Source organism: Massilistercora timonensis (genome assembly GCF_048354975.1).
Taxonomy (GTDB): domain Bacteria; phylum Bacillota; class Clostridia; order Lachnospirales; family Lachnospiraceae; genus Massilistercora; species Massilistercora timonensis.
This window is the reverse complement of record NZ_DBGCJQ010000030.1, coordinates 1-9,890: the sequence shown is the minus strand read 5'-3', so window position 1 is coordinate 9,890 and position 9,890 is coordinate 1. Positions and strand designations below refer to the sequence as shown.

The window sequence follows — 9,890 nt, the reverse complement described above, 5'->3', positions numbered from 1 at the left end:
GGGGCGCTGAAATATTTCCTGGATTATCCGATGATCGTGAATATCCCGGAGTTGTGGGATTATATCCTGGGTTATGGCCTTTTGGGAGTGGGCGGCTTTCTTTGCGACCGGCGTCACGGCCTGCAGAAAGGATATCTTCTGGCAGTGCTGCTGCGGTATATAGAGAGTGTGTGGAATTGTATCTGGTTTTACTATATGAACGAAGAAACTGTGGCGGCAAATATCCAGTACGGGCTGGTGTACTGCATAGGCTACATCGGCGCGGAGGCTGTGATCACTTTGCTGGTGCTGTGCATCCCTCAGGTGCGGGAAGCCATCGATTATCTGAAGGATGTGGCCACCCACGAGTATGAGGAGGATCTGGACACGTTCTGATTTCGCCCTTGACATCCGGGATTCTTATGTTACAATAATTAAAGATTTGTTTTATAATCACAAAGGCTGTGACCGTGTTAAGTAGAGACCCGTTTTCCAAAAGAGAAGGAAGATCATTGGCTGAAAGTCTTCCCGGGTTCAGGCGGCGATCGAATTTCCCACGCAAGCCGCGCTTCTGAAACGATTCGGATTAGGAAGCGACGCAGGATGCACGTTACGCATGGAATGAGTGTCTGTATGCGGCGCATACAGGAATCAGGGTGGTACCGCGGGTAATAACCTCGTCCCTTGTCAGGGATGAGGTTTTTTTATTGCAAAGATCATTCCGGACAAAATGTTGGAAGAAATAGAAAGGAAGAAAGAGATGAAAGAAAAACTGCAGAACATCAGAGAAGAAGCGCTCAAAGCAATTCAGTCGGCAGATGTGCCGGAAAAACTCAATGATGTGCGGGTCAAGTTCCTGGGCAAGAAAGGAGAACTGACCGCCGTATTAAAAAGTATGAAGGATGTGGCCGCGGAGGACCGTCCCAAGATCGGACAGATGGTCAACGACGCAAGAGCTGAGATCGAAGCGGCCCTGGAGGAGAGCAAGAAGAAGATGGACCGGGCAATCCGGGAAGAGAAGATGAAGCGGGAAGTGATCGATGTGACCCTTCCGGCGAAGAAGAACCTGGTGGGCCACAGCCATCCCAACACCATCGCTCTGGAAGAAGTGGAGCGGATCTTCGTAGGCATGGGCTACGAGGTGGTGGAAGGCCCGGAGGTAGAGTATGATCTCTACAACTTCGAGAAACTGAACATCCCGGACGGACATCCGGCGAAAGACGAGCAGGATACCTTCTATGTGAACAAGGACATTGTGCTGCGGACCCAGACCTCTTCCGTGCAGGCCCGGATCATGGAGCAGACTAAGCCGCCCATCCGCGTGATTTCCCCGGGACGAGTGTTCCGCTCCGACGAAGTGGACGCCACCCATTCTCCTTCCTTCCATCAGATCGAAGGTCTGGTAGTGGACAAGAACATTTCCTTCGCGGACCTGAAGGGGACCCTGGAAGTCTTTGCCAAGGAACTGTTCGGACCGGATACAAAGACCAAGTTCCGTCCTCATCATTTCCCGTTCACTGAGCCAAGCGCGGAGGTGGATGTAAGCTGCTTCAAGTGCGGCGGAAAAGGCTGCCGGTTCTGCAAGGGTTCCGGCTGGATCGAGATCCTGGGCTGCGGTATGGTACATCCCCACGTGCTGGAGATGTGCGGCATCGACCCGGATGTATACACCGGTTTTGCCTTTGGTGTAGGTCTGGAGCGGATCGCGCTGCTGAAATATGAGATCGACGATATGCGGCTTCTGTACGAGAACGATATCCGTTTTCTGCGGCAGTTCTAAGACCTGAATTGAGGAAAAAGAAAGGAGAACAAAATGAATACTTCATTATCATGGATAAAAGCATATGTTCCGGATCTTGACGTGACCGCGCAGGAGTACACTGACGCGATGACACTGTCCGGGACCAAGGTGGAGGGCTACGAAGCCCTTGACGCAGATCTTTATAAGATCGTGGTGGGCCAGATCGACAAGATTGAGAAACATCCGGATGCGGACAAGCTGATCGTCTGCCAGGTGAATATCGGAACGGAGACCATCCAGATCGTGACCGGCGCGCCCAACGTACACGAGGGCGACAAGGTGCCGGTTGTGCTGGACGGCGGCCGGGTTGCAGGCGGCCATGAGCCGGGCAGCCGTGTGGCAGGCGGGATCAAGATCAAGAAGGGTAAGTTAAGAGGCGTGGACAGCTGCGGCATGATGTGTTCCATCGAGGAGCTGGGCTCCAGCCGGGATATGTATCCGGAAGCGCCGGAAGAAGGGATCTACATTTTCCCGGAGGATACAGAAGTCGGCGCCAACGCGGTGGAAGTGCTGGGCTTAAACGATGTGGTCTTTGAATACGAAGTAACCTCCAACCGGGTGGACTGCTTCAGCGTGGTAGGCATTGCCCGTGAGGCTGCGGCTACCTTCCGCAAGGAATTCCATCCGCCGGTTGTCACCGAGACGGGCAATTCGGAAAATGCGGCTGACTATATCAAGGTGACGGTGAAGGATCCGCACCTGTGTCCCAGATATTGCGCCAGAGTAGTGAAAAATATCAAGATCGGCCCCTCCCCGGAGTGGATGAAGCGCAGACTGGCTTCCGTTGGGATCCGTTCCATTAACAACCTGGTGGATATCACCAACTATGTGATGGAGGAGTACGGACAGCCCATGCACGCCTATGACCTGGATACCATCGCAGGCCGTGAGATCGTGGTGAAGACTGCCGAAAACGGTGAGAAATTTACCACCCTGGACGGTCAGGAGCGCCAGATGGACGAGGACGTGCTGATGATCTGCGACGGCGAGAAAGCCATCGGTATCGCCGGTATCATGGGCGGTGAGAACTCTATGATCACCAATGATGTGAAGACCATGCTTTTCGAGGCGGCCTGCTTCGACGGCACCAACATCCGGAAGTCCAGCAAACGTGTGGGCCTTCGGACAGACGCTTCCGGCAAGTTTGAGAAGGGCCTGGATCCCAACAACGCCCAGGCGGCCATCGACCGGGCATGCCAGCTGGTGGAAGAGCTGGGCGCCGGCGAAGTGGTAGGCGGGATGGTAGACGTATATGCCAAGAAGCGAGAGCCTCTCAGGATCCCCTTTGACGCAGACGCCATCAACCAGCTGCTGGGCACAGATATCCCGGCGGCGGATATGCTGTCTTATTTTGCCAAGATCGATCTGGGTTATGATGAGGAGACCAAAGAAGTGATCGTGCCCACTTTCCGTCAGGATCTTCTCAGGATCGCGGATCTGGCAGAGGAAGTGGCCAGGTTCTATGGATATGACAACATCCCAACCACCCTCCCGGCAGGAGAGTCTACCATGGGTAAGCTTTCCTTCAAGCTGCGGGTGGAGGAGAAAGCAAGAGAGATCGCGGAATTCTGCGGATTCCGCCAGGGGATGGTGTACTCCTTCGAGAGCCCCAAGGTGTTTGACAAGCTGCGGATCCCGGCAGATTCTCCCCTTCGCAGGACGGTGGAGATCCTGAATCCGCTGGGCGAGGACTACAGTGTGATGCGGACCATGCCGCTTAACGGAATGCTCACTTCCCTTGCCACCAACTATAACCGGAGAAATAAAGACGTGCGTCTCTATGAACTGGGAAATGTTTATCTGCCAAAGGCCCTGCCTCTTACCGAGCTTCCGGAAGAGCGGATGCAGTTTACCCTGGGAATGTATGGGGAAGGAGACTTCTTCAGTATGAAGGGCGTTGTGGAAGAGTTCTTTGATAAAGTAGGCCTGACCGGCAAGAAGACCTATGATCCCAATGGAGATCATCCTTACCTTCATCCGGGACGCCAGGCAGATATCTATTATGACGGAGCGCGGATGGGATATCTGGGAGAGGTACACCCGGATGTGGCGGACGCTTATGGCATTGGAACAAAAGCGTATATCGCAGTGATCGACATGCCAGAAGTGACAGACCGTGCTTCCTTCGACCGGAAATACGAAGGCATTGCCCGGTTCCCGGCCGTGACCCGTGACATCAGTATGACCATGCCCCGTGAGATCCTGGCCGGTCAGATCGAGGAGATCATCGAGAAAAAGGGAGGCGCTTATCTGGAGAGCTACCATCTGTTTGACCTGTATGAGGGAGCACAGATCCAGGAAGGCTATAAATCCGTGGCCTACTCCATCGTATTCCGGGCCAAGGACAAGACCCTGGAGGACGGGGAAGTAAATGAAGCTATGGACCGGATCCTGAAGGCGCTGGAAGGACTTGGCATCGAACTGCGGAAGTAAGAAGACCCGTGAAAAGGAGAAACCTATGAAGACAAAGCAGATTATCGGACTGGCGGTGGCAGGAGTCCTGTTTATCGCCATCGGAGTATCCAGCGTACTGAGCAATTCCATTTCCCAGCGTCTTCTGGAAGACAGTGTGGGAAGCATGCTGACGGGAGATTATGAATTTAACGCGCCCATGACGGATTACATTGCCGTGGTGAAAGTGGAGGGAACCATCCAGCAGCAGACGGAGAGCACCGGTCTTTTCGCTGTTACGGAGGGGTACCAGCACACCACCACCATGGAGTACATTGACCGCCTGATGGAAGATTCCAATAACAAGGGGATCCTTTTGTATGTGGATTCCCCGGGCGGCACGGTATATGAATCAGAGGAACTGTACCTGAAGCTTATGGAATATAAAGAGACCACCGGGCGGCCCATCTGGGACTACATGAGCCATTATGCGGCTTCCGGCGGATACATGACGTCCGTGGCGGCGGATAAGATCTATGCTAACCCCAATACGGTGACCGGGTCCATCGGCGTGATCATGTCCGGTTATGATATGACCGGGCTGTATGAGAAGCTGGGGATCCGCTATATCAGTATCACCAGCGGGGAGAACAAGGACAGCTCCCAGATGACCGAGGAACAGATCGCCATCTATCAGGAGCAGGTGGACGAGTATTATTCCCGGTTTGTGGAGATCGTAGCCGATGGCCGGGGCATGACGGAGGACGGGGTGAAAGCCCTTGCAGACGGCCGCACTTACACGGCCAGCCAGGCAAAGGAAAACGGCCTGATCGACGAGATCGCCCTGTACGATGATATGAAGACCGCCATGAGCGAAGAACTGGGGGTGGATCAGTTCTATGAACTGAAGCACACCTCCGATATGTTGAGCTCTTTGTTTGCCCAGGCAAAAGATCTGGTTCCCAAGTCTGAGGCCCAGATCCTGACTGAGACCGCACAGGAAATGGAAAGCGGGGTGCCCATGTACTATGCAGAACAATTACAGTAATCAGGAGCTGACTTACGCAGGGTTCTGGGTGCGTCTGGCAGCCTATTGCCTGGACAGCATCCTGGTATTCCTGGTACTTCTGGTGGTGCGGCTGTTCCTGTCCGGGATCATGTCCCTTCTCTCCGGGACGCCCCTTGGAGGGAATCTGATCTTTCAGTACGACCTGAAGGATATCGTCCTGTATGTGTTCCAGGTGCTCTACTTTATTCTCTGCACCTGGCTTACCGGCACTACTCTTGGGAAGAAAGCCATGAACCTGCGGGTAGTGAGCGCGGAGAACGGAGGAGAACTGAAGCTTCTGGACGTGGTCTACCGGGAGACCATCGGCCGGTTCCTCTGCAGCCTGTCTGTGGGGATCGGCTATATGGTGGCAGGCTGGGATGGACAGAAGCGGGGATTTCATGATATGCTGTGCGATACCAGAGTGATCTACGCGAAGCGGATCAAAGTGTACCCGGTGTATCAGGCGCCTCAGCCGGCGCCGGAAGATCGGCCGGTGGATGAAAGATAGAAAAGAGGATTACATGAAACGACAAGATTTTTATTATGAACTGCCCCAGGAACTGATCGCCCAGGATCCCCTGAAGGATCGCTCCAGCTCCAGGCTTCTTGTACTTGACAAGGAGTCTGGGGCTGTTTCCCATCATGGGTTTAAGGAGATCATCAATTACCTGGAACCGGGAGACTGCCTGGTGATCAACGATACCAAGGTGATCCCGGCCCGCCTTATCGGCGCCAAGGAGGATACCGGCGCCAAGATCGAGGTCCTGCTTCTGAAGCGGAAGGAAAATAATATCTGGGAAACGCTGGTGAAACCGGGGAAGAAGGCCAAGCGGGGCGCGAAGATCAGTTTCGGAGACGGGCTTCTCACCGGGGAAGTGGTGGATATTGTAGAAGAGGGAAACCGGCTGATCCGGTTTGAATATGAAGGGATCTTCGAGGAGATCCTGGACCGGCTGGGCCAGATGCCCCTGCCGCCCTACATCACTCATCAACTGAAAGATAAAGACCGGTACAATACGGTGTATGCAGAGCACTCCGGGTCTGCGGCCGCGCCGACGGCAGGGCTTCACTTTACGCCGGAACTTCTGCGCCAGATTGAAGAAAAAGGGATTTCCATCGCCCATGTGACCCTTCACGTGGGGCTTGGAACCTTCCGGCCGGTGAAGGTGGACGAGATCACAGAACATCATATGCATTCAGAATTTTATCAGATTGAAGAAGAGGCGGCCCGGCAGATCAATGAGGCCAGAGATTCCGGCCACCGGGTGATCTGTGTGGGGACAACCAGCTGCCGGACGGTGGAGTCCGCGGCGGATGAGACAGGACACCTGCGGGCCTGCAGCGGCTGGACGGAGATCTTCATCTATCCGGGCTACCGGTTCAAGGTGCTGGACGGATTGATCACCAATTTCCATCTGCCGGAATCCACGCTGATCATGCTGGTATCCGCTCTGGCAGGGCGGGAGCATGTGCTGGCGGCCTATGAGGAGGCTGTGCGGGAGAGATACCGGTTCTTCTCCTTTGGCGACGCCATGTTGATCATTTAGCGGAGGGACAGGTGATCTTCATCACCTGCTCGATCACCTGGTGAAGAAGCTGGGCCTGATCCGTTTCTGCGGCTTTGTAGTAGACTTCCTTGCCCTCCCGGCGGCTGGTGATCAGTCCGCTGGTCTTCAGCTGCCGGAGGTGGTGGGAAACTGCAGGGCTTGTCATATCTACCATAGAGGAAATGTTGATCACGCATTCTTCGCAGTGGCATAATAGCCAGAAGATGCGGACCCGGCTGCCGTCGCCCAGCTGCTTGAAGACGTTGGCGATGGCCTGAAAATCCTCCGTTCCCGGCATACAGGAAAGTTCTTGTTCTATTTTCTGCCCATGGTCATGGGGAAGTTTCAACTCTGTCATATCAGGACCTCCTTGCTATTCTATATATTTTAGTATAGGAGGAAAAACGTTGCAATGAAAATTTCATTTTCCTGTTGACATTTACCTGAAAAGAGGTATAATGAAATCGACAATTAAACAAATGCTTAATTGATTAAACGTAAAGTATGGAAAGGAAGAAAAGAATATGAAGAAGACGTATAAGATCGATGTGGACTGCGCCAACTGCGCAAATAAGATGGAGCAGGCGGCCAAAGCGACCGCCGGTGTGAAAGAGGCTACCGTGAACTTCATGATGCTGAAGATGATCGTGGAATTTGAGGAAGGCCAGGAGCCGAAGACGGTTATGGAGGAAGTGCGCAGGAACTGCAAGAAGGTGGAGGATGACTGCGAGATCTTCCTGTAATATGACAGACAAGAAGGTGAAGACATGAACAGAAAGCAGAAGAAAATGTTGACAAGGATCCTGATCGCGGCGGCGCTTCTGATCGGGCTTAATTTTATCCCGGCGACGGGAGCTATCCGGTTCGTCCTGTATCTGATCCCTTATCTGGTGGTGGGATATGATATCCTTCTGAAAGCCCTGAAGGGGATCAGAAACCGGCAGGTTTTCGACGAGTGTTTCTTGATGGCCATCGCCACGGTGGGAGCCATCGCTCTGGCGATCTATGAGCAAAGCGGAGACTACACGGAAGCAGTGGCGGTTATGCTGTTCTATCAGGTGGGAGAACTGTTCCAGAGCTATGCGGTGGGCAAGAGCCGCCGCAATATCAGCGAGCTGATGGATATCCGTCCGGATTACGCCAATGTTGAGCGGGACGGCAGACTGGAGCAGGTTGACCCGGATGAGGTGGAGATCGGCACGGTGATCGTAGTGCAGCCGGGAGAGAAGGTTCCCATCGACGGCGTGGTGCTGGAAGGCGAGAGTACGCTGAACACCAGCGCTCTCACAGGCGAGAGCCTGCCAAGGGATATCACTGCTGGTGAAGAGATCGTAAGCGGATGTATCAATATGACAGGGGTGCTGAAGATCCGGACTACCAAAGAATTCGGGGAGTCTACCGTCTCGAAGATCCTGGATCTGGTGGAGAATGCAAGTTCCAGGAAATCCCGGTCAGAAGATTTTATCTCCCGGTTTGCCCGGGTTTATACTCCGGCAGTGTGTTACGGAGCGCTGGCCCTGGCGTTTCTGTCGCCCCTGATCCGGCTTTTTGCCATGGGGCTTCCGGCGGACTGGGAGACCTGGGTATACCGGGCGCTCACCTTCCTGGTGATCAGTTGTCCCTGCGCGCTGGTGATCAGTATTCCCCTTAGTTTCTTTGCGGGGATCGGGGGAGCCAGCAATGCAGGCGTCCTGGTGAAAGGTTCCAACTATCTGGAGACCTTATCTCAGACGAAGATCGTGGTATTTGACAAGACAGGAACGCTGACGGAAGGCGTCTTCGAGGTAAATGGTATTCATCACAGCAGCATGGAGGATGAGAAACTTCTGGAGTACGCGGCGCTGGCAGAAAGCGCTTCTTCCCATCCTATCAGCAAGAGTATCCGGAAGGCTTACGGGAAAGACCTGGACCGTTCCCGGGTGACGGATATCCAGGAGATCAGCGGGAACGGGGTGACCGCCCAGGTGGACGGTCATCCGGTGGCAGCAGGGAACGACAAGCTGATGGAACATCTGGGGATCTCCTATATCGCCTGCCATTGTGTGGGGACCATTGTTCATCTTGCCATTGACGGAGAATACGCCGGTCATATCCTGATCTCCGACCGTGTGAAACCCCATGCCAGAGAGGCAGTGCAGGCGCTGAAAGAAGCCGGTATCGATAAGACGGTGATGCTAAGCGGAGATATCCGTAAGGTGGCTGATCAGGTGGCCGGGGAACTGGGGATCACTGAGGTCTACAGTGAGCTGCTTCCCGCTGACAAGGTGGCGAAAGTAGAAGAGCTTCTGAAAACCAAGCCGGAGAAAGAAAAGCTGGCCTTCGTGGGAGACGGCATCAACGACGCGCCGGTACTGGGACGCGCCGATATCGGGATCGCCATGGGAGCCATGGGATCTGACGCGGCCATCGAGGCGGCGGATGTGGTGCTGATGGACGATGATCCTCTGAAGATCGCCAAGGCCATCAAGATCTCCCGGAAGTGCCTGGGGATCGTGTATCAGAACATTGTATTTGCCATCGGGATCAAGCTGATCTGCCTGGCGCTGGGAGCGCTTGGGATCGCCAATATGTGGCTGGCTATCTTTGCCGATGTGGGCGTGATGATCCTGGCGGTGCTGAACGCTATACGGGCGCTGTTTGTGAAGAAAATATAGGGTTATCGCGCGCATTGTCGAGAGGCGGGGACGGTTGATTGCTCCGAGGCTGACGCTTAACCTCCGCAATCATCCGGCCCCCGCCTTATCGCCAACTGTCCCGACAAAGGCCTGAATTGTCAAGATGATTCTGCGGAAGAATATGGAACAGGGAAGCGCGATAAACCTGCATTGATAAATCTTCATAAAATTCTCCTTGCCAATTTGTCTATCCTGCCATCTTGCCTTTTTTTCTCCTCTCCACTATAATGAACAGACAATCATCTGGAGAATTCTTTTCTCCACCTCAGCCGGATTTCCCGGCTGTCAATTTTTTATCCGGCGGTTTCCGCCATTTATTTCCAGACCTTTTGAGCTCATTTAAAGGTTGCAGCATGTAGTCTTGTTTCCTATAATGAAAGTGAGGTACTTATGAATCGACAATTGCATACTCAGGAGGATCTTCATGCGGACCGCAAGTACAAGGA

At 53.8% G+C, this 9,890-nt stretch carries 8 protein-coding genes, 1 pseudogene and 1 other annotated feature; of the genes and pseudogenes, 8 read left to right on the top strand and 1 reads right to left on the bottom strand.

Going from position 1 to position 9,890, the window contains the following annotated elements; genetic code table 11:
• From ACML7B_RS02465 to queA, 6 genes and pseudogenes are all read left to right on the top strand, one after another.
• A pseudogene (locus ACML7B_RS02465) lies at positions 1 to 375 on the top strand (hypothetical protein); the annotation flags it as partial.
• Between the two features lie 59 nt (positions 376 to 434).
• Positions 435 to 667, top strand: a binding site (T-box leader).
• A 72-nt stretch (positions 668 to 739) separates the two neighbouring features.
• Entirely contained in the window at positions 740 to 1,759 is a 1,020-nt protein-coding gene (pheS, locus tag ACML7B_RS02460) for a phenylalanine--tRNA ligase subunit alpha (protein ID WP_106790572.1), read from the top strand.
• 33 nt (positions 1,760 to 1,792) lie between these two features.
• On the top strand, positions 1,793 to 4,213 hold the full coding sequence (pheT, locus tag ACML7B_RS02455) for a phenylalanine--tRNA ligase subunit beta (protein ID WP_418539203.1): 2,421 nt from the start codon (positions 1,793 to 1,795) through the stop codon (positions 4,211 to 4,213).
• 25 nt (positions 4,214 to 4,238) lie between these two features.
• Positions 4,239 to 5,219, top strand: coding sequence for a signal peptide peptidase SppA (gene sppA, locus ACML7B_RS02450; protein WP_418539202.1), 981 nt, complete (start codon positions 4,239 to 4,241; stop codon positions 5,217 to 5,219).
• Positions 5,200 to 5,730 (top strand): RDD family protein, encoded by a 531-nt coding sequence (locus ACML7B_RS02445; protein WP_346707929.1) that lies wholly within the window; start codon positions 5,200 to 5,202, stop codon positions 5,728 to 5,730. Before sppA ends, ACML7B_RS02445 begins: the two co-directional genes overlap by 20 nt.
• A gap of 13 nt (positions 5,731 to 5,743) precedes the next feature.
• Entirely contained in the window at positions 5,744 to 6,769 is a 1,026-nt protein-coding gene (gene queA, locus ACML7B_RS02440; protein ID WP_418539201.1) for a tRNA preQ1(34) S-adenosylmethionine ribosyltransferase-isomerase QueA, read from the top strand.
• Here queA and ACML7B_RS02435 read toward each other — a convergent pair.
• The gene (locus tag ACML7B_RS02435; RefSeq protein ID WP_106789996.1) at positions 6,762 to 7,127 is read right to left on the bottom strand and encodes an ArsR/SmtB family transcription factor; all 366 of its coding nucleotides are present in this window, start codon (positions 7,125 to 7,127) and stop codon (positions 6,762 to 6,764) included. The two genes, queA and ACML7B_RS02435, sit on opposite strands and share 8 nt — an antisense overlap.
• 166 nt (positions 7,128 to 7,293) lie before the next feature.
• Between ACML7B_RS02435 and ACML7B_RS02430 the strand changes: the two genes are divergently transcribed.
• Complete coding sequence (locus tag ACML7B_RS02430; RefSeq protein ID WP_418539200.1) at positions 7,294 to 7,512, top strand: cation transporter; 219 nt, start codon at positions 7,294 to 7,296, stop codon at positions 7,510 to 7,512.
• A 24-nt stretch (positions 7,513 to 7,536) separates the two neighbouring features.
• On the top strand, positions 7,537 to 9,423 hold the full coding sequence (locus ACML7B_RS02425; RefSeq protein ID WP_418539199.1) for a heavy metal translocating P-type ATPase: 1,887 nt from the start codon (positions 7,537 to 7,539) through the stop codon (positions 9,421 to 9,423).
• The last annotated feature ends 467 nt before the right edge of the window (positions 9,424 to 9,890 follow it).